The sequence below is a fragment of the Synechococcus sp. PCC 7335 genome, assembly GCF_000155595.1.
Classification (GTDB): Bacteria; Cyanobacteriota; Cyanobacteriia; order Phormidesmidales; family Phormidesmidaceae; genus Phormidesmis.
The window spans coordinates 3,321,495-3,344,040 of record NZ_DS989904.1 but is presented as its reverse complement, the minus strand read 5'-3'; the positions used below and the strand labels follow the sequence as shown (position 1 = coordinate 3,344,040).

General features: G+C 48.0%; 19 protein-coding genes. 13 read left to right on the top strand and 6 right to left on the bottom strand.

Translation table 11 applies throughout. From position 1 onward, the window contains the following. Positions 1-3: 3 nt before the first annotated feature. Entirely contained in the window at positions 4-1,242 is a 1,239-nt protein-coding gene (solA, locus tag S7335_RS14320; protein WP_006457725.1) for an N-methyl-L-tryptophan oxidase, read from the bottom strand. 174 nt (positions 1,243-1,416) lie between these two features. Between solA and S7335_RS14315 the strand changes: the two genes are divergently transcribed. The 3 genes from S7335_RS14315 (at position 1,417) to S7335_RS14305 (ending at position 5,138) form a co-directional block, all read left to right on the top strand. Beyond that, positions 1,417-3,132: an amidase gene (locus tag S7335_RS14315; RefSeq protein WP_157620249.1), complete on the top strand. Its 1,716-nt coding sequence runs from the start codon at positions 1,417-1,419 to the stop codon at positions 3,130-3,132. A 245-nt stretch (positions 3,133-3,377) separates the two neighbouring features. Then, positions 3,378-3,989 carry a pentapeptide repeat-containing protein gene (locus S7335_RS14310; RefSeq protein ID WP_050765896.1) on the top strand — a complete coding sequence of 204 codons (612 nt, stop codon included), beginning with the start codon at positions 3,378-3,380 and terminating at the stop codon, positions 3,987-3,989. 171 nt (positions 3,990-4,160) lie between these two features. Continuing rightward, on the top strand, positions 4,161-5,138 hold the full coding sequence (locus S7335_RS14305; protein ID WP_006456667.1) for an alpha/beta fold hydrolase: 978 nt from the start codon (positions 4,161-4,163) through the stop codon (positions 5,136-5,138). An 83-nt stretch (positions 5,139-5,221) separates the two neighbouring features. Here S7335_RS14305 and S7335_RS14300 read toward each other — a convergent pair whose 3' ends face one another. Beyond that, positions 5,222-5,710, bottom strand: coding sequence for a nucleoside deaminase (locus tag S7335_RS14300; protein ID WP_038018458.1), 489 nt, complete (start codon positions 5,708-5,710; stop codon positions 5,222-5,224). 117 nt (positions 5,711-5,827) lie between these two features. Between S7335_RS14300 and S7335_RS14295 the strand changes: the two genes are divergently transcribed. From S7335_RS14295 to S7335_RS14260, 8 genes are all read left to right on the top strand, one after another. After that, positions 5,828-6,898, top strand: coding sequence for a BMP family protein (locus tag S7335_RS14295; protein ID WP_006457147.1), 1,071 nt, complete (start codon positions 5,828-5,830; stop codon positions 6,896-6,898). Positions 6,899-6,907: 9 nt separating this feature from the next. After that, complete coding sequence (locus S7335_RS14290; RefSeq protein WP_006456275.1) at positions 6,908-8,440, top strand: ABC transporter ATP-binding protein; 1,533 nt, start codon at positions 6,908-6,910, stop codon at positions 8,438-8,440. Beyond that, positions 8,427-9,500, top strand: a complete 1,074-nt coding sequence (locus S7335_RS14285; RefSeq protein ID WP_006456960.1) for an ABC transporter permease — start codon at positions 8,427-8,429, stop codon at positions 9,498-9,500. Before S7335_RS14290 ends, S7335_RS14285 begins: the two co-directional genes overlap by 14 nt. 38 nt (positions 9,501-9,538) lie before the next feature. Beyond that, a complete protein-coding gene (locus tag S7335_RS14280; RefSeq protein ID WP_006457585.1) occupies positions 9,539-10,459 on the top strand; it encodes an ABC transporter permease in 921 nt (306 codons plus the stop codon). A gap of 211 nt (positions 10,460-10,670) precedes the next feature. Beyond that, a complete protein-coding gene (locus tag S7335_RS14275; protein WP_038018456.1) occupies positions 10,671-11,054 on the top strand; it encodes a pentapeptide repeat-containing protein in 384 nt (127 codons plus the stop codon). A gap of 415 nt (positions 11,055-11,469) precedes the next feature. Then, on the top strand, positions 11,470-12,027 hold the full coding sequence (locus S7335_RS14270) for a DM13 domain-containing protein (protein WP_006457179.1): 558 nt from the start codon (positions 11,470-11,472) through the stop codon (positions 12,025-12,027). 20 nt (positions 12,028-12,047) lie between these two features. Further along, complete coding sequence (locus S7335_RS14265) at positions 12,048-12,959, top strand: shikimate dehydrogenase (protein ID WP_006456820.1); 912 nt, start codon at positions 12,048-12,050, stop codon at positions 12,957-12,959. A gap of 51 nt (positions 12,960-13,010) precedes the next feature. Then, on the top strand, positions 13,011-13,481 hold the full coding sequence (locus S7335_RS14260) for a hypothetical protein (RefSeq protein WP_006453748.1): 471 nt from the start codon (positions 13,011-13,013) through the stop codon (positions 13,479-13,481). 121 nt (positions 13,482-13,602) lie between these two features. Here S7335_RS14260 and S7335_RS14255 read toward each other — a convergent pair whose 3' ends face one another. Together S7335_RS14255 and S7335_RS14250 are read right to left on the bottom strand one after the other, a co-directional pair. After that, positions 13,603-14,451, bottom strand: coding sequence for a hypothetical protein (locus S7335_RS14255; RefSeq protein ID WP_006457308.1), 849 nt, complete (start codon positions 14,449-14,451; stop codon positions 13,603-13,605). Between the two features lie 570 nt (positions 14,452-15,021). Continuing rightward, complete coding sequence (locus S7335_RS14250; protein ID WP_006455119.1) at positions 15,022-15,624, bottom strand: YqhA family protein; 603 nt, start codon at positions 15,622-15,624, stop codon at positions 15,022-15,024. A 671-nt stretch (positions 15,625-16,295) separates the two neighbouring features. Between S7335_RS14250 and S7335_RS14245 the strand changes: the two genes are divergently transcribed. Continuing rightward, positions 16,296-17,957 carry a hypothetical protein gene (locus S7335_RS14245; protein ID WP_157620247.1) on the top strand — a complete coding sequence of 554 codons (1,662 nt, stop codon included), beginning with the start codon at positions 16,296-16,298 and terminating at the stop codon, positions 17,955-17,957. A gap of 133 nt (positions 17,958-18,090) precedes the next feature. Further along, positions 18,091-19,158, top strand: a complete 1,068-nt coding sequence (locus S7335_RS14240; protein ID WP_006456029.1) for a hypothetical protein — start codon at positions 18,091-18,093, stop codon at positions 19,156-19,158. A gap of 20 nt (positions 19,159-19,178) precedes the next feature. Here the strand turns inward: S7335_RS14240 and S7335_RS14235 are convergent, their stop codons facing one another. Both S7335_RS14235 and S7335_RS14230 read right to left on the bottom strand, forming a co-directional pair. Next, positions 19,179-19,868 (bottom strand): hypothetical protein, encoded by a 690-nt coding sequence (locus S7335_RS14235; RefSeq protein ID WP_038016259.1) that lies wholly within the window; start codon positions 19,866-19,868, stop codon positions 19,179-19,181. After that, a complete protein-coding gene (locus S7335_RS14230; protein ID WP_006454501.1) occupies positions 19,865-22,444 on the bottom strand; it encodes a CHASE2 domain-containing protein in 2,580 nt (859 codons plus the stop codon). The genes S7335_RS14235 and S7335_RS14230 overlap by 4 nt, the downstream gene beginning before the upstream one ends. Between the last annotated feature and the right edge of the window lie 102 nt (positions 22,445-22,546).

Below are 22,546 nucleotides of genomic sequence, written 5' to 3'. Positions count from 1 at the left end.
CACTTACACCCGCAGCGAAGGAACAAAGTCTTGCTCAACTAGCGCAGGACGATTGAAGCTAAATGGAGAGATATTGTGCTGAGAAACACCATCAATCGCTAGTTCGCTCAAGATTTTACCCAGCAGACTAGCAAACTTGTAGGCATGCCCAGCACCAACTGCCGCAAAGATTTGAGGATACTTAGGCAGCGCGTCGAGAATAAAGTCTCGATCGGGTGGCATGGCATACAGACAGGTTTTGCTATAGAGGGTTGGCCCTGTAAAGCCTGGGATTTGAGTTGTTAGAAAGTCTCTGAGCTGCTGTTCCCTTTGAGGATTGGGCATAAAGTCTCGGGTTTTAGTCGTGACGGTATGCCCGGAAGCATCGATGGCAGCCTTGGTAGCCACCTCGCCGTAGACTGGAAAACCATAGTAGCTAAAGTCATCTTTCCATTGAAAAACCGGAAACTCTCCTATCGAGAACGCTTTTAGATTGAGCGTGGAATAGTAGCTAACCTGCTCTTGAGTCACTTTTAGCGGTAGCTGCATGCCTACCGACTCCAACAGTTTACTCGTCCAAGCTCCGGCAGCAACAACAAGGCGATCACAGGTAAAAGCCCCTTGTTCTGTTTTTACCAGCACGCCCTCTCCAGAATCCCCAGGCTGAAGGCTAATCACTGGACAATTCTCTAAAACAGTTGCGCCGGTGCTACGTGCCAGAGAAATATGAACAGCATTACCCCGAGCCGGATCGACAATTCCTGTCTGCGACTGGTAAAGGGCTACGATTTCACCCTGAGGTTGGAACTGAGGAAAGCGATCGCGTAGCTGCACGTTATCCCACCGTTCGTATTCAATACCTGCAGCGTCCATCGCAATGGCATAGTCTTCGACAATCTGACGATAGGGCCGATCTTTGTAGGCGATCTGCACACCGCCCGTCTTAGTCACTGGCGCCACGCCTGATTCTTTCGCAATCGTGTCCCAGGCCTTGTACGCATAGGGTGTTAGCCGGGCATACTTTTCTTGGTGGTAGGCCAGTCGAATGATCCGTGAATAGTCCTGAGATCCTCCATTTGGATGAAACAAAGAAAACTGCTCAATGCCTAGAACTGATGTGCCCGCTCTTTTAGAGAGCCAATAGAGTGCCGCGCTACCAATACCACCACAGCCCAAAACAATGTAGTCAAAATGGGATTTCAAAGCAGAACTCGCTCTTTCAGAACGAACGATAAAGCACCGAGTAGAGAGTCGGTAAGCCATCAATAGTAGTGACGGTGCCAGAGAGAATTCAAGAGCGATCGCGCACAATATTTCAGACCTATCTCTGTGCAAACTGCACAACCTGTCTATTCAGAAGCGTCTGCTACCGATTGATTTTGTCTGTCCATATAGACTCTATCAATCTTGCCTACCCAAAACGCTCTGACAACACTTATGCGGCACTTGCAGACAACTGAAAGCATCATCGACAGCAGCACTGATGTTAAGCAGTCCGAAGTTAAGAAATCTATTGATGAGCGATCTAGCCGCCAAACAACAAGAACACTTCAAAAGTCTCTAGCTTCAGCAACCGCAAAATTATTCACGCTCAACCTTGAGACAGCAACAATTGCTGATATTCATCTGGCATTCGAGGCCAAAACGCTCACCGTTGAACAGCTAGTTCAGCTCTATCTGAATCGAATCGAAACATACGACAAACAGGGACCCGCGATCAATGCTTTGATCAGTATTAATCCTAATGCGTTAGCAACGGCTCGACTGCTAGATCAGTTCATGCCTCAGAAGCTTAGTTCGCTCTACGGCATTCCTATCATTCTTAAAGACAACTTCAACACCATCGATTTGCCGACTACAGGCGGCTCTGCTGTTCTAGCAAACTCAATTCCCCCCGAGGATGCAGTCGTTGTCAAGCGACTTAAAGAAGCAGGGGCAATTATTCTTGGCAAAGCCAACATGAGCGAATTTGCACTCTCGGCGGGCCGATTAGGCTACAGCTCCCAAGGTGGCCTTACGCTCAATCCGTACGATCTAAACCGAGATGCTTCTGGTTCAAGCAGTGGCTCGGCAGCCGCGATCGCCGCTAACTTTGCTGTTTTCAGCACGGGTTCTGATACTGCTGGCTCAATTCGTGGGCCAGCTTCTTTTACAGGATTAGTAGGCATTAAGCCCACATCAGGTTTAATTAGCCCAAAGGGCGTTATTCCTTTAGCACCGTCAGTAGAGGCGAATGGCCCCATTGCCAAAACAGTCACCGACGCAGCAATTGGACTTGGAGTGATGGCTGGCCTTAGTTCAAACAATTCGGCTACGCTAGGAAGCATAGCAAAACCCTTCAAAGACTATACGCAGTTCTTAGACGTAGACGCTTTGAAGGGTGCTCGAATTGGAATTGTTCGAGATTTTTTGAGCGGCAATCCAGAGGTTGATCAAATCTTTCAAGACGCATTAGGCACTCTATCGAGCTTGGGTGCAACCGTTGTAGAGGTAAAACTTTCTTCTGATGGGTTGGCCGTTGATAGCTATGGCCACCTACTTGATTCGATTATTCAATCGGAGTTTTTCCCGCAGATTGAAACCTATCTACAGACACTCGATGATGCGTATCCAAAGACGCTAAAAGCGTTGATTGAAGCTAGTTTAGATTCTGATCTAATGAGTTCTAATACGCCTGTTAATCCAAACCGAATTGCCCTCTACCAAGCGTCTATAGAAACTGGGGGACTTTCTAATTCAGAGTATGTAGCAGCGATCGCTCAGCGCTTAGATCTTCAAGATGCTGTCTTTAGCACTTTCTCACTCAGTAATCTAGATGCCCTGGTTTATCCCACTGTAGACGGTTTACCTTCACTAACCAAAGCAAACAACAGCAATGAACTCAAAGACTCAATCTTCCCTCACGATTTTGATTCAATCAAAAACGATCCCTACCGAGTTGGCTATTTAGCTAACTTGACGGGCTTTCCAGATATCACTGTCCCTGCTGGATTTACGCAGTCAGCGCTACCCGTAGGGCTTTCTTTCTTTGCACCAGCCTATAGTGAGCCTAAGCTTTTAGGATTAGCTTACGCCTTCGAGCAGGCAACGAAAGTCCGACGCAACCCAGTCAATACGCCACCATTATTTGGCGAAGCTATCGGGGGTGAGTAATTCTATCTATGGCAAGCTGTCGACCAGAACAGTGGCGTACTCGGTATTGTGATGCAGCGTGATCGTAACAGAGCGGCTGCTAAAAAGGTTTTCGCAAATGGCTGAAAGCGAAGTTAGATTTATCCATTGCAAGTAAATTTACATTTTGTTACATTAGTACTGTTAACTTAACTTTACATTACTACTGCTAATACTTTCAAAAGGCTTAAGCAGTCTTTCAGGTTAATGAGGTACTAGCGTTAGGTGTGGCAGATTGGATGAATGCTTGTCAGCTAGGTGCGATCGCACTTTCAAAAAAATATCGAGCAGGCTGTCGTAACTTTGAGCGAATTGATCTCAAAGATCATCATTTGGTCTCATTTCAGCTTTCTAACACGCGACTTTGTTGGACAGATCTGACCAATGCTGATCTAACTGATAGCTTCCTAGATCAGGCGGATCTAACCGGCGCTATGATGTGGCGTACTCAGCTTAATTATGCTCGTCTGCTGTGGGCGAATCTCCATCAGGCGGTCATGGTTCGCTGCGAAGCCGATAGCGCTAACTTTACGGGTGCGAACTTGCACCGAGCCGACCTGCGTCTAGCTAGTTTGAGAGGCGCTTGTCTTGCAGGCACAGACCTACGTGGTGCCAAACTCTGCTACAGCGATTTGAGCGGCGCTGACCTAACCGGCGCTGACCTAACCGGTGCCGATCTGACCGGCGCCAACCTAACCGGTACCTGCATTAAAGCAGTTTGCTGGCGAGCAGCCGTCCTCCCTCAAGAACAGGTCGATCTAACAATAGCCGCTGACTTGAAGCAAGCAGTCGCCGAAATGGACAGTGATCCGAAACGTAGACCGCTGACGGCTGTTTAACCTAGCCTTAAAAGCAACTTATTGCCACTTCGCTGCGTCTTATATGCCCTCTTATACTAGAAGATCGCTTTACCCTTCCAAAGCCTAAGAGATTGTGCTTTGACATTGTGTAGAGCAACGTGGCGACCCTGATAAGTGCAGATTGCGGTGAAAATCTCACTCGAGGAACATATGGAGTTTTATACCTGGCAAGCGTATCGCTGTGCTTATGAAACAATTTCAGCCGATACGCTTTCACCTGATACGCCTTTAGATAATCAGTCGTCACAAAAGCCCGTATTGGAAAATAGCCCACCGGCACTGCTGCTTATTCATCCGATAGGCGTTGGTCTTTCTCGTCATTTCTGGCAGCCTTTCATCGAAGCTTGGCAGACTGCTCGTTCAGCCCAGAAAATTTACAACCTCGATCTACTGGGCTGCGGCGATAGCGATATGCCACGGCGGGCCTACTATCCGCAAGACTGGGCTGAGCAGATTGCTTACTTTATCGACCAGATAGCACAAGAGCCGGTTGTTCTTGTCGTACAAGGTGCGCTATTGCCAGTCGCGCTCAAGCTGATGAGTTTACCGGCAGCCACATGGGTGAGAGGGCTGGTTCTTTCTGGTCCACCCGCTTGGCCACTGATGACAACTTCAACACCAACTTGGAAGTCAAAGCTAGCTTGGTCTCTATTTAGTTCACCTTTGGGTAGTGCGTTCTATCGATATGCCCGGCGAGAAGAGTTCTTAAAGTCCTTTTCTGAGCGACAGCTATTTGCAAGGCCTGAAGATGTGACGGATGACTGGCTAATGATGCTGCGTAAGGGGTCACGCAATATGAACAGTCGATATGCGGTATTTTCCTTCTTAGCGGGGTTTTGGCGAGAAGACTATGAAAGTGCAATCAACAGCATTCAACAGCCTGTGCTAGTGGTAATGGGTGAGAGTGCCTCTACGATTGATCGAGATGTAGCTAAGCAGGTTGATAAGGTTGCCCAAAAGTCGCAGCAAAGACTAAAACCTTATCTAGTTCACTTGCCCGTTGCCAGTGGAGTGGGCATTGCCGCCCGGAACATTCCGCCTTACGAATCGGCCTACGATTTTAGTCAGGTAGTTCGCACTTTTGTTCAAAATCTCCCTGGTCAGCCCGATCGAATAAATAAAGAATAGGCTTTATTCGTCTTCGATCGACACTATGGATGCTTCAGATGCTTTTAGGGAAATAAACCTCTAGGGGACAAAACCGGTAAAAACTACAGCATCCTTTGCCAGAAGCGTCGATGAACAGCTGCTATTTCAGACTCAACTTCAGCCACTGGCCCTTCAATCGTAATTGACTTTTGACCTCGACTAAAAACCTCTCGGCAGGGCAAGTTTAGAGTTGGGTTCTCAGAATGATTTTTGGTAATTTCTAACAAGGTTGTTTCAGAAAGACCGTACACTAACCGTCCAACATTCGCCCAGTATTGAGTTGCTGCGCACATGGCGCAAGGTTCGACTGTTGTATAAAGGGTACAGTTCCACAAGTATTTAGCACTAAAGTTAGTCACTGCGGTTCTCAATAGAACAGACTCGGCGTGGTTCACCGTATCGACGTTGCCTTGCGCCATCAAAACGGTCTGATCATCAGGAGCAACCAAGATTGCTCCAAAGGGATGATGTCCAAATTGCTGAGCGCGCATGGCAATTGTATTCGCGTAACGTAAATGCTCGATAATCTGGGTAGAAGTTAGATCACTCATAGAACAAAGAGGTAGGAAACTACGCTGAAGCGTTTCAGTAAATTTGAGCACCGAATCGCTCTCCTGAATCTGTCTATCGTATACAGTGAACTGGAAAGTCTACGGGAAGGCATACCGATGGTAGATCGTTTTAACCGACGCCGATTTTTGGGATATGGCGCAGCTACTACATTCAGCAGTATCTTACTTAAGGCTTGCGCTTCTCCTAGCACAGAGGTAGAAAACACAAACGTAGAGAGTGGTGATTCAAAGGCAGATTCAGCGGTCAAGGGGCTAGCGATCGCCCTGCCCGGAACAATCACAGATGGAGGCTGGAACCAGCTAGGCTATGAAGGAGTCAAACGTGCGGGCGATCAGCTTAATATAGAGGTCGCCTATGTTGAACAGGTTGATAACGCCGATCAAACAGAGGCCTTAGCCGATTTTGCCCGTCAGGGGTACGGGCTAGTAGTTGGGCATGGAGGCCAGTTTGATGCAGCCATTGAGCAGGTAGCACTTGACTTTCCAGAGGCTTTCTTTCTCGGCGTTAATGGCGACATCGCCGGCGACAACTATGCCTGTGTACGCACAAACTACAATCAAATGCTGTATCTTAGCGGGATGATTGGCGCGGCTATGAGCCAGTCAAAGAAGCTAGCTTACCTAGCCGGGATGGAATTTAAGTCTACGCAACAGCAGGGCGCAGCGATGGACCTAGGTGCGAAGGCTATGGATCCAAGTGCTGAAGTTGTGTCGAGTTTTGTGGGAGATTTTAATGATATTGCCAAGGCTAAGGAGTCAGCGTTGGCTTTGATCGCTAGTGGCGTCGATGTCATCTTTCATAATCTAGATAATTCAGCCCCAGCAGTTTTACAAGCTTGTGAAGCAGCCGGTATCTATGCCATCGGCAATAACGTCGATCAGTTTGAACTAGCACCCGAGGCCATCTTAACCAGTGCCATCCAAGATATTGGTGGCGCCATCACCGAAGTTGCCGCTCTATCAGCTACGGGCGAGATTGAAGGAAAGAAATATGTCATTGGATTAGAAAGTCCTGAACTTGTTAGGTTTGGAACTTTCAATCAGGCCGTACCGCCAGAAGTACGAGAGCAGGTAGACGCGGTGGCGGCTGATATGGTGGCTGATAAGCTCACTTTTGAAGACACTGAAGAAAATGGTAAAGCGTCTGTCAAAGTCGTCATGTCGTAAGAGGTTTTTATGGGCAATCTGCGCCTAACGGCAATCACAAAGCGGTTTGGTGCGATCGCGGCAAACGACAACGTTTATCTGACTGTTCGTGAGGGCTCTATTCACGGTTTGCTCGGTGAAAATGGAGCTGGTAAATCCACCTTGATGAACATTCTTTCTGGACTCTATCAGCCAGATTCAGGAAAAATTTTTCTAGGGGAAGAGCAGATACAAATTAGATCGCCCGCCGATGCAATTCGTTATGGCATTGGCATGATTCATCAGCACTTTATGCTGGTAAATCAGCTAACAGTGGTAGAGAACGTAATTTTAGGCCAGTCGAAAAGAGCGGGCACGGGGCTACGGCTAAACCTAAAAGAACAATCTCAGGCGATCGCCCACTTAGCAAAAACCTACGGTCTAGAAGTGCCACCAATGTCTGTTGTCAGTACGCTTCCAGTAGGAATACAACAGAGAGTTGAAATTCTCAAAGTTCTCTATCGTCAGGCTCGCATCTTGATCTTAGATGAGCCAACAGCTGTCCTAACGCCAAGCGAGATTCAGTCTTTTCTAAACGTTTTGAAGCAGCTCGCAGCTCGCAACCACACCATTATCTTTATTAGTCATAAGCTAGACGAGGTAATGGCTGCCTGCGACGAGGTAACGATTCTTCGGCGTGGCCAAGTCATCAGAACTCTGCCTACGAACAAAACCAGCCGCACTGAGCTAGCACGGCTAATGGTAGATAGGGCCATTGAGATCAATACTAGACCGTCGCCTCAGCGAGCGGGTGATGTTGTTCTTGATATTCAAGATCTTTGGGTTAGTGCTGAACATCGAGAGGTAGCGGCGCTACAAGGGCTATCTTTACAGCTGCGAGCGGGTGAGATCTTTGGAATCGCCGGTGTTGATGGCAATGGGCAAAGAGAACTAGCCGATGTGATCGCCCGCCTTCTGCCTATTCAAAAAGGCTCAATTCAAATTATCTCTCCAACGCCCTCAACCAAACCTAGGTCTACCTCCATTGCCTACATCCCGGAAGATAGACAAAAGCAGGGATTAGTCCTCAGCTTTTCGATCGCTCGAAACCTGATTATCAAAGCTTTCTCCAAGCTACCTTTTTGTCGACAGTGGATACTCAGGAAAAAAGAGATCACCGCTCATGCCAACCAAGCAATTCAAGCTTTTGACATTCGAGCAAGTAGCCCACAGCTTAAGGCTAGTCAGCTCTCCGGTGGTAACCAGCAAAAGATTATTTTGGCCCGCGAGTTAGCAGGTCGTCCGGCGCTGATTATAGCAATGCAGCCAACTAGAGGACTCGATATCGGCGCGACCGCAGCCGTTCAGCAAAGTTTACTCGCCCAGCGAGGGCAGGGCGCAGCTATTCTGTATATCTCAACTGAATTAGAAGAAGTCATGGCAATGAGCGATCGCCTGGGCGTTATCTATCGCGGCCAGCTAATCGATAGTCTAGATCCCCATACCGCCACACTAGAGCAAGTTGGCCTGTTGATGGCAGGTCAGGCCTCAGCAGAGCCTCAGGAGTCTAATGGGTCTGTCTAGACGCCTGCAGAATGCGCTGCAAGCAGCTTGGCCACCCGTTGTTGCCGTATTAGCTGCCCTACTGGTCGGAGCCCTACTGATGCTAGTCGCGGGCGCCAGCCCAATCGCTGCCTACAGTGCGTTGTTTCGTCAGGCACTCACCACCTACTTTGGCTTCGCTGATACGCTAACAAAGACAACACCGCTTCTATTGGCTAGCTTAGGCGTCTTAGTAGCACTTAGGGCCGGACAGTTCAATCTAGGCGCAGAAGGCCAGCTCTATATGGGCGGGCTAGGAAGCTTATTAGTAGGTCTTGCATTTCCAGACTGGCCAATATGGATACATCTACCGCTGGCACTACTTGGGGGATTTAGCTTTGGAGCTGCGTGGAGTGCGATCGCTGGATACCTCAAAGTCGCCCGTGGACTAAACGAAGTGCTCACTACCTTACTCTTGAACTACGTAGCCCAGTACCTAATCAGCTATCTTGTCAACGGCCCGCTCAAAGCTGACAACGCTCCAAGTCCTTTTTCTGAGCTAGTCGCCGCCTCTGCTCGCCTGCCGACAATTTTGCCAAAAACGCAGGCCCATGCCGGTATTTTTCTAGGATTAGCGATCGCCATTTTACTGACTGCTGCCTTTGCGCTCACGCCATGGGGCTACCAGGTAGATGCTGTCGGCCAAAATCCGATTGCCGCTCGCTATGCAGGCATTTCTACGAATAGAACCCTCTTAAGCGTAATGGCGATTTCAGGAGGACTCGCTGGGTTAGCCGGCAGCAGTGAAGTCCTTGGCCTCAAGCGCCGGCTGTTTGAGAATTTTTCTCCCGGATATGGATTCGACGCGCTGGCGATCGCCCTGCTCAGTCGAGGTAATCCTGCCGCGGTCATTCTCACCTCATTTTTCTTTGGCGCTATTCGTAGCGGCGCTAATGTCATGCAACGCAGCGCCTCTGTACCGGTTTCTATCATCTATGCCATCCAAGGCCTGATTGTTCTTTTTGTCGCTATTAGCCTAACCTTAGACACTCAAAGTAAAGTCAGCCTGTTTAATAAACCAATCGATAAGCAAGAAAGTTGAATGACCAGCATTCATACACTAAGCTCTCTCTACCCTCTATGACACCCACCGATCTTCTATCAGACTTTCTTTCGGCCTGCCTTCGGCTTAGCGTTCCGCTTGCATTTGCGGCTATAGGAGGTTTGATTTCAGAACGCTCAGGTGTTCTAAACATTGGCCTAGAAGGCATGATTTTAACCGGTGCTTTTGTCAGTGCCGCTACTGCTCTGGTACTTACAGACCCTTGGTTAGCAGTAGGATTGGCCGTTTTTGCAGGCGCTGTTGTCGGTCTTTTGCATGCCTATCTTTGTGTCAGCTTGGGTGTCAATCAACTAGTCTCTGGGCTAGCGATTAACCTTACTGCTGCAGGTCTGACGACCTATGGCGCCAGGCTAGCATTCGAAACCGGAACAGTAGCACTACCCGGCATCGAACCTTTGTATATTCCTAGATTCCAGCAGCTTCCGATCGTAGGTGTATTTTTCCAGCAAGATCCACTTTTCTATTTCCTGTTGTTTCTGCTTCCCATAGCGACATACGGACTTTTTCATACTCATTGGGGACTATCCTTGCGGGCCGTGGGTAATGCACCTTCAGCCGCCGATACAGCCGGTATTTCCGTTAGTAGCGTTCGATACTTCTGTGTCATCATCTGCGGCGGCCTCTGTGGACTTGCAGGCGCTTATCTGACCCTAGTCCATGTTGGATTTTTCACTGAGAACATGAGTGCGGGCAAAGGGTTCATCGCACTAGCCGCACTTATCTTTGGTCGCTGGCATCCTATTGCTACTACGCTAGCATGTCTTCTATTTGGCGCCACCGAAGCGCTCCAGCTCCGCATTCAAGCATACGGTCTAGATATCCCTTACCAACTGCTGGCAATGCTTCCTTATATTATTGCCCTAGCTGCCCTCACAGGTCTTGCTGGCAAAGCGACCCCTCCAGCAGCTTTAGGCATTCCATACCGAAAAGAGAAATAGGTAAGCAGTAACAACTAGGTCAGTGAGCTTTCTAGGCTTTGATCAGGCGCTGTAGGGACAGTAATCTTCTTCAACTGCAGCCACTTGCTCATGGCTATGGATTCTAGCGCTGCAAAGGATAAAAGTTGACTGCTTAACAACGGTTCAAACTGTGTGCAAAATTGCTATAGATCGCACTATGGTGAGTAATGATAGTTTCTTTATGGTCGCTATGTCTAAAGCTGATTCACCCATTGAGACTGCTGAGGCTTTACTCTCTGCCTACAAGTCACAGCAGCGAAATTTTGTGCATGCAAACTTACCAGGTGCGGATCTAAGTGGCGTAGATCTAAAGGGTGCGGATCTAAGCTATGCAGATTTGAGTTCAGCAAACTTGTCGAAAGCCAATTTACGTGGCTCAGACCTAAGCTATGCCTCTCTTGTCGGCGCTAACTTGAGCGAGGCTGACATGCGCGGGGCGATGTTACTTGGCACCGATTTAAGAGAAGCAACACTAGACAAAGCGTCCTTTAAAGACGCAGACTACGATCCCCAAAAAACTCACTTTCCTCTAGACTTCGATCCGAAAGTCGCTGGAATGCAGGCAGACTACTAGCACTTTCTAACAAAGTAGAAGATAGCAAAGTAAGAATTCACCGACGCCCTGGAGTTTAGACTTGCTGTTGGGATCTGAGGATGAACAGCCAGGGTTGCTGGCACACCTTGAAACTGAGTTAGCTTAGGCGTCTAGCAGAGTGGTGGTTCAAAATTGAATTAAGACAAGCACGTGTCTATGGAGCACTTAGCTTGTCGTTTCCAGCAGCTAGTCGTATCTCAAAGATTACTCGAAAAATAGACCATGCATTTCTCAGACTTTCTTTGAAACTCCTTTTCTTCACCTCAGTCAACGCTTATCGAATTTTCATACGCCATTTTGAGGTGGCCATCATACTGATATCAACAAGGCAAAGCTACCGTCGCTCTTAGCCTTTATCCATCGATATCAGGGCCTTTATAAAGGTATTCGTCTTATGCAATTTACTTCTATCAGACAGCAAATTCAGCGCATCGGCTTTGCGACACTTGTAACCGCGGTTGCCTATCAACCCGCACTACAGGCCCAAGGACAACAGCTTCCTCAACCCTCTCCGACTGCTCCGGTGATTAGTACGCTGGTTGCGCTAAATTCCAATGCCAAGACTGCTTCAGTCAACCTCGTTCAAGCAGCTTCGTCAACTAGTCAAGTCAAGTCTAGTCAGCCTACTGAATCCGTTGATTCTGCCCCTTTTGTCGGCGCGGGACATCCCACTAGCGGCGCAGCTCAAGTGGTTGCAATCGATGGGCAGTCCTACTTAGAATTTGACTCGGCTTTTAGCAGTGACAACGGCCCTGATCTATTTGTGCTCTTGCACGCCGAAGCAGTACCAGAAAGTTATAGTGCTGACAAATACGTTAATTTGGGTCGACTTCAATCGGTAGCAGGCGAACAGCGCTACGCTATTCCTGAAGGTGTCGATGTAAGTGCGTTCAAATCAGCGGTTATTTGGTGCCGTCAGTTTAATGTTACGTTCGGTTACGCTACGCTCTAGTCATGTATAGATAAACAGACATGACCATCAAAGGAACTACTCAGCTACTAGGAGTAATTGGTTACCCAATCAAGCATTCGTTTTCTCCGCTGATGCACAACGCGGCGATCGCGCATTTGCGAGAAACGGGTCCGGCTGACTATGTCTACCTGCCGTTTCCGGTTCACCCTGAAAATCTAAAAGATGCGATCATAGGGTTCAAAGCCATCGGCCTGCGAGGATTCAATATCACAATTCCTCATAAGCAGACTATCATCCCTTTGCTAGATGAAGTTAGCGAGGTAGCCAAGGCAATTGGCGCAGTCAACACCGTCTGGTACGGCACTTGGAACAAAGGCGACGATAGTAGCCAGGAATCCGGCTGGTGTGGCACGAATACAGATGCTATTGGCTTTCTTTCTCCTCTACAGGCATTAAAGCAAGACTGGACCAACACGCGCGCTATCGTTCTTGGCAATGGCGGGGCCTCTAGAGCAGTTGTCGCGGCCTGTCATCAGCTCGGCTGCAAGCGAATTAGTGTTGTTGGTCGCAATCTTGAGAAGCTGGCCTGGTTCGCCGAAAGCTGGGCAAATAGTCCTGATATTGCTGCTCGGCTAAAAGTAATGACTTGGGAAGAGCTACCCGATCAACTACAAAGGGCTGGCCTTGTCGTCAATGCAACGCCAGTGGGAATGCACCCTAACACAGACGCTTCGGTGCTAAGCGATGACGAGCTTGCGCTACTACCTACAGGTGCGATCGCCTACGATTTGATCTACACGCCACGGCCAACCAAATTTCTCAGGCAGGCAGCAGCAGCCGGGCTGACCACTGTAGACGGTCTAGAAATGCTCGTTCAACAAGGTGCTGCTGCACTAGAAATTTGGCTAGATCGGCCTGCTCCTATAGATATTATGCGCCGTAGCCTGTTAGATCATCTTGCACAGGCCTAAAGCGTCATCGAAGACGGTAAGCTAAAAGGATATTAGGCTAGCAATTTCGTCATGATTTCACTTCTACGCACGCGAGTACTTCCACTGCTTCTAATCAGCTGTCTGTGGTTTCTAAGCTGGAGCCCAGCTGCCTATGCACTTACTCAAATCGATCTCAAAGATCTCGTTGCCGAAGAGTGTCCTGCCGATGCCGCCTACGCTGAGAACCTCACTACTAGTGGTTCCTCAATGTCTGCTACTTGCTACCTAGTAAAGGGTACCGCTGTCAACAACTCTGCAAGAGATATTGTTGATGCCGACATCTTCGGTCGGATCTTTGACGCAGAAGGCAATGCCGTTATGAAAAATCGCTATCGGCTTGGTGGGATTGAATATGTTCCTATGGGAGAGAGTGCCTTTTCTTTTAGAATCTCTGTTCCCTCCGTTCAACCTGCACCGCTGCGCTTAGAAAAGTTCAAGGCTTCTGGATTTGCCAGTAAGGTGCGTCGCTTTCAAGAGTGGAATCAATCGATTGATGAATAGCGTTGTAAGAATTGAGCGAATAGAATGCTGTTGCTCAAAGTTTTCTCTATAGTCATTTTTTATAGTCAATAGAGGCTATCTCCGATTCAATAGATGGCCTCTATCCTACTACCTTTGGCAATTAGGCCGAAACAAGTACTTTCTCTTGTTCTTTGACTAACTGCATTTGAGCATTCCAAAAATCAACCCACAGATCGCAGTACTGCTCGCACATTGCTTCAATGTTTTCATACTGCTCAGGTGATAGAGATTGCATCAGGATATACCAAAGATCGTCCTCATGAGTATCATCATCTCCTTCAGACTGCTCATCGTCACTAGCACCATGAACCATGTAGTACCCTTTTGAAGTGTCAACCCCCACTGTTTTGGCATTATCACGAAGCGGCGAACTGAAAAGAACAACCACTCTCTCCCCAGCTGCAAGCAAACTAACTACCTGAGAAAGATCGTCATAAGAACTCTCTAAAAAACTTCTTAATTTGCGAGAGAACTCACTAGGTTTATATTGTTCTCGTTCAATCCGATCAATACCAAGCTCATCGAGCACTTCCTCGTAGAGGGGATAGTGAGCGCCCAACGCATTTCCTCGATAATAGCCAGAGTCATCAACACCTGGCTTGAATCCAAACTCGTCTAGGACGTTAAGCGTCAGCAGAAAACGAGCATACATCTTTACACCAGACTCAAAATCAGGTTCGAGCTGCTTGGTCTGCACTTGAGCCATTAACAGAGCATCTGTAAATATCTGAACAATGGCATGTCGATATTCTAAATGAATTTGTTGGATAGCTTCTAGATCGAACGTAGAGCTTCTCAGAGCTTTGATAGCTGGATGTTTAGAAACTGGATGCTGACCGATGCGTTCACGAAGGCGATCCAAGAATTCACCGTTTTGCTCCCATCGCTCGTTGGGAACGCTTTCTTTCAAAAGTTCTCTAGCTGACTGTCGAGGATTGTTGAGTTGCATTATCGTTAGTCTCTAATAACTGTTACAAGATACCTACTTCACGGACGCAGGCCTCTCTATATTGAACAGCAATATTTAAAAATATTCAGTCATATTTCATAATAATTACCTAAATGCGTCGAAAGATATATGAGCTAATAATTTTGATATATTAAACAACAGTAGTTTCACTGAACTTCTACCCATAAGCATCTTCTATGTATCCATCTATTTACGTGAATTCTCTATCTATACGCCAGTAATCGGTCTTTTTACCGACTTTCTAATGCAGCTAATTTTACCCGAAAAAGTTCGTTCTTAAACAACCAAATGGTTACTTACTATACTGTTTATTGTCTACCTAGTTGATACATTCAACAGCCTAATCGCTACAGATTGAAAGCTCGTTGCGAGCTTGAGCTATAGATATCTCTTGAATTTTCTATCAACGTATTCTCACCTTCTTTGCTTGACCTTTGGGGTTGAACGTTTTACTCAACTCCCTACTCACGAATTTTAGAAATTTTGGGAAGATACCTCTTGACTTTCTTTGATAGTTTTAGGAAGCCTTTGATACTATTTTATTCCCCGCTAGTCGACAGGACGCTTCATTCTAATTGCTGAAGAGTTAGAAGAATCTTCCTTCGCCACTTGGGAACGACTGTTGATAGTTGTTTCGTGCATTTTTGTATATTGCAACTGGAGAAGATAGCTACTGACAGAAATCAGTAGGATAGCAAGCGCACCGTAGGCTAGATCACTAGCTTGGTTGAGCTCTAGTCCAAGCATTCTTTTGAACAAACTGACGATTAGTGCAACTACAATCACTTGCACCAGCTTACTCTTTAGCTCTTCTAGAGATTCACTTTGTAAAATATTGACTTCATGTTCGAACTTAACATCAATCTCTGAGATGAAAAGTTCGTAGATGCCTAAGGCGAAGATAAGTAGAACAATACCGATTAAGTAGTGATCTACGCCGCCGATAATATACGAGACTATCCGATTCGTGATATCGCCTTCAGGATCGCTCACATCAAATCTTAAACTAAACCCTGCCCAAATATCTAGAGTACCTATGATGAAGAACTTGACAGCGCTTAATAGGCTAAAGATGACGGGTAATAGGACGAAAAATCTGAAGTTCCAAATAATTGTCTCGAAGGTGATCTCTATTTTCTTGGATAGTCTCATAGATTCTCTCGACAGCACTATGTGTGTCTGATGGGGCGCATCTAATCAGGCATGTCTAACTATGGTAAATTAGCTGACGATATACGATTGAACTATACTGTGCCACGGCATGGACTCTGCCTATGTAAGGCTATGTAACTAAACCAACGTAATCAACATAAATATGTCAATCGTTAGATGCACTTGTTCGGTGTTATCTAGCGGTTGAAGGAAATTAGGTATGAGCGGTCTTAAGAAAGCTTGCGTGCTCGCCAAAGGTTAAGCCTTGAAGAATTTATCGCTTTAGACCCAGACTACCGAGTACGATGAGACCCTGACAAAGGGCTAGTAATGCCTAAGCTGATAATGCCTAAACAGTTTCAGACAATTCTTAATCAGAGTCTGGCGCAATAGCTGCTACTAGAGGTCGGGCTGTAGGGGTTATGGCTGTGCTCTCTATCTGTATTGAGCCTTAGGCTCGGCGCTACGCTAGTCAGTGAAAAGTGATGGTGCGAACTGTCACAGCTATCTAGATTGAGTTGCGTACGCAGGCTAGCTTGAAAGGTGAATAGCTACAGAATTGCGAGAGATATGTACAAGTGGTGTATCTTGCGGTTCTGTTTGTTGATAGGCCCGCCTGTCCTACTATGCGTCTTTCTCGATTTCGCTCTTTTCTGGCAACTGTACTCGTCGTGACTTTTCTCGTAGGGCTGTTTGGATATAACGCTCCTGTGAGGGCGAATTATCCTGGCTATTCTATAGAGCATAACTTTAGTGATCGCCCCGGCAGGAACACTGGCCGGGGCGATCACCACAGCAACTACCAATTAACCGAGCGTAGGCAAGGCAGTTTTGTGTTTGGTGTAAAAGGGCGAGATGGACGAGATGGGCGAAGCGGGCGTACGGCTCAAGACGCACCGGATAGGGCTATTGATCTGATAAACACACCGCTGTCGGATACTTTCTACGATTTTTCAGGAGCTGAGGGCGAATCAGGAGAAGATGGAGCGCCAGGTGAGATTGCTCAAAGTTGCCGAGCGCCCTATCGCCCAGCCTATTCACTGATTGGTGCTGATGGCGGTGATGGCGGTGATGGCGGTGATGGCGGTGATGGGGGTAACGGCAGTGACATCTCTATCTACTTTGAAGATGTAGCAGTGTTGAAGCAAGTGGCGATCGCAAACGCTGGGGGAAAGGGCGGTCGTGCGGGTCGAGGGGATGTGGGTGCAGATGGGTGCGAGTGCGTGGAGCCCACTTGGATAGTGAAGTTCTGCGAATGGGAAGTTTGGCGACGGCGAAACCCTACAGAGGATCAAACTGAAGATTCTGAGTGGGAATATGCCGCTAGAAAAGTAGTTCCTTGTACAGGCGTTAGACATCTTGATGTGCGAGAGCATGTACCGTCTATCGACAGCCGCGACTATATTCCTAGAAGATACTCAAGATATGCGGATGACTACCGCTATGATCTTCGCTATCAAGGAGTTTCGCACGTTAGAAGCTTTGGCTGCGAGGATGGCGATCGCGGCAAACCAGGCGCTGATGGGCGCGATGGTGGAGAGGGCCGCTACGGTAGCTTTCGCTTGATTCCTCGCGGTGATATTCCTCAAGAGAGAATTGAATCTAGTGGCACACTGCGCACGCAGCTAGGTCAAACAGTCGAGCTGGTTAAAAATATTTGGGAGCAAAGAACAGGGTTGCGATCGCTTCTGAGTCCGGCCTCTGACACGCCTGATAGCTACGTGTACCTCAAATCAACTGAGCGACCAAAGTATCGCCTGGAGTGGGCAGCAGAGGAGACTCCAGAAAGTTTAGGGGTAGCGGATGTGCGTACGAGCGTTGAGGCTAGTTCCATAGGCGATCAAGCTGTGCTTAATCTTGATATCCCTGGCACACTGGACTATCGCTTGAGTGAAGCTTCGGGAGTGCAGGTTGCTAAGATTACGGGGGGATTTTCGCCCAGTCGAGTGCAGTCCTTTGAGCTAGAAGCGGTGTTTGCCACAGATGGGGAGAGTGAGCTAGTTTTAATCGACAGAGGAGAACTGCGAAATCTGCTCTCTCAGATAGAAATTGAGATCGCGCTACTAACTAAACAATCAGCTAGTGGCCTAACAACGGAGACCTATCAACTGCGGCACGAGGCCACTTTCAATATCAGAAAAGGAACAGAACCCATCGACTTGGGTAATCTTAAGGTGGTGGAAAACACCTACACTTTTGACCTAGGCAACCGATTTAAACCGTGGTTAAAACCAGGCTACGAGGCGCTGTATGAAGTGAAGATTCTACAGACAACGAATAGCGGCACAGTCTATACACAAACCGAAGAGATTCCCTTTCAAGTTGACCTGTGACCGACAGACTAATGCTCTTTAGATACATATTAAGAGACATAACGGTACTTAAGATCGCTGCTCGCTCTAGCGCATCATTGTCGGCATTAGATTAGCAAGAAGATCTTAGAGCGCCAACGCGTTTCTTTTGAGTATGTCGTTTTCCTTTGATGCCGAAGCCACTCAACAGCGGGTCGATAGATTCTGGCAGTTGCCAGCTAGCTTCGGCACTGAGCGCAATGCTTATCACAACTATCTCAATGAGATTGTCAGCGATCGCTATGCGCTAGTTAGGGGGCTACAAATCTTGCGAGATGAGCTACAGTTTGCGGCAAATAGTCCTACAGAAATGAACGTTTGTGGAGCCGACCTGAGCCTGCCAAGCGTAGTGACGACACTTGCCTATACAAACTGTGGCGATCGCATTCACCAGGGCGAAGCCACCAAACGCTATCGAGATGTCGTCGCCTCGCGATTCGCAACTCTCTCAGAAATCGGCGAACTAAAGCTAGAAGCTTTTTTTCCCGCTGGCGGCGGTACAGACAATGGCGCCACGCTCGCCCACGTGACCGTTGCCCACGAGCTTGACGAACAACTCAAGCATCGACTCTATGCAGGCAACCCCCAATCAATCTCTCTAGTCGCCATCGATCTTAAAACGCATGTTGGCCGGTTACGAGAAGGTAATAGGCACGTCGTCTATGGCAAAACCCGTGAGTCTCCGTGGCGAGAGCCTAGAGCAGCCTGTGGTGCAATTGTGGGCGCACTGAACGACTACCACCCACAAAATTTGATCCATCGCCGCATTAGAGGCGATTTAGGAGAAAACAACTTTCAGTATCTATCACAAAATCATATCCTCACTGATGAAGGCGTAGATATCACGATGGCAGTAGCAGCTGTGATTGTTGCCATTCGAGGCATCCGAAATACTGCGATCGCCCTTGGTCAAGAAATGGATGAACGCGGCGTCGCTCATCTAACTGCTAGCACTACCGTCAATCGCCCCTCTAGAGACGATTTGGTGATTTACCTTGCTAGAGCGACTGTATTCAATGGAAGAATCCGTCTTCAGGGCTTAGGGCTAGATGCCAAACGCTACTGCGCTGGTCTAGTGAGTCACGCAGGCGAAAAAAGGCTGCAGCTACGCTATAACAATTGGAATAGTGAGGATTTACCTATTGAGGAAATTAACTACAAAGTACGAGATTCTGGGCTATGAAACGTGTGAGATAGAGAGACCTACTCGCATAACCTATCTACCGTCTCTTGCCGCGCTTCTACTAGATCTACATCCGTTGAGTTGATTAAAAAAAGAGATTGCAGTGCATCCGTAGGCAGCCCTCGCGCGGCAAAATACTCTACCCTCGTCAGTTTTGAGGCTGCTATCCCTGCCACCTTACTCTCTGCAATAGCCAATCCATTCGCCACTAGCTGTTGCTGGGCTCTAGACATCACCTCAAACGAAGCAGAAGCAATCGGTGCCGTTGATTCCCCATCATCATAGACCTGCCAACGATAGAGGCGACCAGATTGTAAAGGCTCCCCTTCGTATTGCACGAATCTCTGCTGTAATTGCGGCTCATACTCCCACATCACAGCGTTGTTCACACTATCTACGACTGCCATCTTTGCGATCGCTCCTCGCCAAACAAAAACAGGACCTTCATGCCACACCAGCATTTCTTGCCCAGCCCAAGCGGGGGCTAACAAACATAGCTCACCTCTAGAAATAGTGGGCGGATCTTGCCATTCATCATCTCGAAAAATTCTCTTAAACAACTGGCGAAACGAGAAATCTCTAGCGGATAGCTCTCTTTCAAGAGTTTGCGCGCTTGCTGCTTCAATTTGAACACTCATACCCGCTGACCATACAGTGGGCACTAGCAACATCGATATACCAACAGACTTTAGTACAGCGAAAAAGGTCATAAGAGACTTGAAGATTGTTTAGCAGCAAAGACAGTAGGTAGAACCATTGGCAGACAAAATACCCAGACGGTAGCAACTGGCAATAGCCAAGGAAGCAACAGTTGGCTAGTAACACCTAGCTGTAGGCTAAGCCCACCATATCCCAAACTAGCTCCTAGCAACGCAAGTTGCCGATGACGGTAGGGAGGCTGCCGGCGCTGGTAAAGCCAAACAGCTCCTGCGCCTACAAATACGCCAATGCCCACTAGCCAAGTATCTGGAATGGGTGTCAGATAATGCCTTCTAAGAAAGTGATGAACGGCGTAGGCGTTGGTTTCGCCGCCTGTAAATCGAGTCATTCCCCGCGATTGGTCACCTGTTTGAGATCTCCAGAAAGCGATCACACCTGGCGCACTAATATAATCTCTAATTGCGCCAGTTCCCGCTTCATCGTAGGCACCTGAAGCGATAATAATAACCTGATTTTGCCAATCGATCTGATTCGCTAGCTGCGCCTCTGGGAAGTGTAAAAGCTGATAAGCACTAAGTTTGCTGTAGATTGCATCAGGCGGTAGTGAGTAATCTAGCAGAGGGTGCAGCCAGCGTTGATTCCACCAGCGTGAGATACTTGCCCACGGAGAAAGTCTTAGCCCATAGAGATCGCTTGGCACTAGATCACTATCTTGTCGTTGTACAGTGGTGAGTAGCGTGCGGCGATAGTCAGTTTGGCTATCGAGATCGGGAGCGATCGCCAATTGCAGTTCGGTCTGGAGATCAGCTTGACGGACAGTTCGTTGGGCTGCCTGGTGAGCTGTTTGGGCGATCGCTAGCAGATATGAGAAAGGACAGCGCTCTACACAACTACTCCCTGCTGGCAGTACCCGCAAGTACCCTCTGGGTGTATTGGTATAGCCCTGCATTGCCCAGTTCAGACTAGCGAGATCTTCTCTAACTCCAACCTCGCCTTCAGGCTGTAGAACCGAACCGAACACTAGTGTGGTTCCTTGAGCTACAGACTCAGAGACTGCTTGAGCAAAGCGCTGATCGTTTTGCTCTTGAGCGCGATCAAGCAGATAATCGATCCCTACTACCTGTGCTTGTAAGGCACTGAGCCGATCGAGAATGCTAGCAAGATAAGCTCGGTCGATCGGATTTGGAATCCCGTTTGGAAAGCCTTCTCGGATTGATAAGTCATCGATCTCTACTAAAGTCACGGGCGACGGCTCTGTGGGAACTTGCCTAGTAATGCTTCTGTAAACAGCTTGAACCTGTAGGCGCCGAGCGGTGAGTGCCTCAGTTGCCGGATTAAACAAACTCAGCCCTGCAATCAGACACAAGGCGGCGGTTTGCCAACGGGTATGCGGCAAAAGCTCGTTGATCCGAGCCCGCCAGCCAACGGGCTGTAGCCGAAATAGAACAGCATCGCTGTGGCGAAAAAGAGAAGGAACGAGATGAGCCGATGGGTAGGTAAGATTACTTTTCGAACGTAGGAACTGACTCGCTTTTTGCAAGGCCGTATGCACATCGTCAAAGCTCGCAAGACTTTGCATGAATTGAATTAAAAAGAGTTGGGCCACACGGTTATGTATCGGCTCGCGCATAACGGCAACCTGGTTTAGACCAATATCGATCAAAGCGTTGGCGATATCGAGTCCTTTGCAAGAATTGAAAAGTGCAAACTTTAGTCCCCGCTGTTTGGCTTTTCGCAAATAAGGATCTAGCTCGCGCAGTGAAAGCGTAGTCTGTGGGGCGATCGCAATTTGTCCACCTACGGCATTAGCCTCATTACTATGACCAAAGAACAACAGCATATCCCAGCCAGAATCTCTCTGAATGGTGTCGCAGATCCTTTGCTTTAACCAGGTAGTATCTACACCTGGCTGCCAACCTATGACCGTAATTTGGGCAAGCCGCTTTAGGGCAACAATCGCCGCTAGCTCTGCTTCAAAATCTAGACCCGTATCGTCACCTAGAATGACTAGCACCCTAGCAGCCGTATGGGACCGGCGAACCTGCGTGAGCGCTTCATGTACGTTCATCGGCAACCGGGCAATGCGTACGAGTCGGTTTGAACCATACTCAGCGTTGATCTCCCACTCTTCCCAAGGCCACCGACCTAGGTCTAATGGATCGCAGGCAACTAACAGATCTAAACCTACTGAGCCTTCTCCAATAGGTTTAGCAGGCGGTGGCTCAGCTATTCTTCGCGCTAGCTCACTGCGAATATCGAATAGCGCCGCATTCCGCAGCCATTGGTGAAATTCATACAGGAGCTTAGCTTCAGCCTGTACAAGTTGTCCATGCCAATCGGTTTTAGCCGTAAGCTGGCCAGAGGTCACAGCTCGCCCTCTTAGGCCCAAGTTCGTGCCTAAATTAAGACCGGAATCAGGGCCAAGGTTTGGATCTAAATTCAAAGCGTCCGGACGCAGCGCCGATTGATAGTAGTTTAGATAGACTCGCTGCCAGCTTTGATAGAGGGCTTCTACCTGAGCGGGATACGGAAGCTTTGCGGTGAGTCGACGACCTCTACCCCAAGTCAGCTCAAAAAAACAGACCTGTTCGACCTGAGTGACTTTTAGGCTATAAACATCTGTCATAAAAAAATTGTAGACCGGATGTAAAGAGGTTTTTCTGGCGGTTTATGAAGTTATTCAGATCATTCCATTGACTTTGTAACTTTATTTTCTACGGTTGAAAAT